This window comes from Mesoflavibacter sp. CH_XMU1422-2 (genome assembly GCF_037029245.1).
Lineage (GTDB): Bacteria > Bacteroidota > Bacteroidia > Flavobacteriales > Flavobacteriaceae > Mesoflavibacter > Mesoflavibacter zeaxanthinifaciens.
The window spans coordinates 1-1,352 of sequence record NZ_JAYMEE010000046.1 but is presented as its reverse complement, the minus strand read 5'-3'; the positions used below and the strand labels follow the sequence as shown (position 1 = coordinate 1,352).

Genomic DNA, 1,352 nt, shown 5'->3' with positions numbered 1-1,352 from the left:
GTTTCATTTACTATTAACTGTAACTCGACATAGCTTGCGCAGTCTGTTACTATGGTTTGACTCTCTACTCTTACATAAATAGTCTGTGTTTCAAAAACAATGTTATCGTATGGACTTGATAAGGCATTTACATTGTTCTCTGCATCACTCATCGTTTCATGATACGTAACCACTAATCCTGCTGCGCCGCCTGTTACTTGCGTGTCTGCATCGGTTAACATAAATTCTCCAAAACCATCACTGTCTGGATCACAAAACTCTAACGCTGTTGGTGTAAAGGCTGTTGGTGCTTGTTCTACTTGTAACTCTAACGTAGTGGTATCATAACATCCTGTATTTGCGTCTTCTACTCTTACATAAACTATTTGACCATTAGCTAAGTTTGTATATGGGATTGGTAGTGGGTTTGTAGCTGTTTCTGCTTCTGGTAATGTTAAGTAATAACTTGCTACATAACTCGCTATACCACCTGTAACTTCGGTATCTTTTAATGTTAAATCGATTTGTGTGATACCGTCTGGTATGTTATCATCACATACTTCTAATGGTGTTGGATCTATTGCTATAACCTCTGGATGTACAGTCACATTTTGTGTTGTTGTTGTTGGACATGCTCCGTTAGTCGTATACTCTACAGTATGTGTTGATCCTGGTAATGCTCCTGTTACTTCTCCTGTTGTAGGATCTATCGTTGCGCCTGTACTTGTTAATGTAAAGGTTCCGCCTGTCATACCTGTGATTGTGGCTATTGCTCCGTCACAGGTTGGGTCTAACGTAAAGCTTGAATCGTCTGCTGGTAATACATTTAATACAAATGTGCTTGTTGCTGGACATTGGGTTGCTGTGGTATATTCTACCGTATAACTTGTTCCTGGAGTTGCCATCGTTACTTCTCCTGTTGATGGATTGATTTGTACGGTATCGCCTGCTGGTGCTGCTGGGTTAAACGTATACGTCCCACCTGGCATCGCTACTGTATCTACAGTTCCTCCATCACAATTTGGTATCATTGTAAAGCTTGGATCATCTTCTGTTAACGTGGTAACAGTTTGCGTGCTTACTTCTGGACATGGTCCTGCTGTGGTATATTCTATCGTATATGTTGTACCGTAATCGCCGCCTGTTACTTCTCCGGTTGCTGCGTCTATTGTTACTGGTGCGCCTGGATCTGGGTTTAAGGCAAACGTTCCGCCTACGTCTCCTGTTATTGCTACTGTTGCACCATCACAAGTCGCTGTTGCCGTAAAACTTGGGTCTTCTAATGGATATACTGTTACATCTACTGTTGTGGATGCTGGACATACTCCACTTGTAGTATGTTCTACTGTATAGGTTGCTCCTGATGTACCGTT

The 1,352-nt window shown here is 41.8% G+C and carries 1 pseudogene; it reads right to left on the bottom strand.

Annotated elements, in window-relative coordinates:
* Window positions 1-1,352 (bottom strand): annotated as a pseudogene (locus WA340_RS05940) (hypothetical protein); the annotation flags it as partial.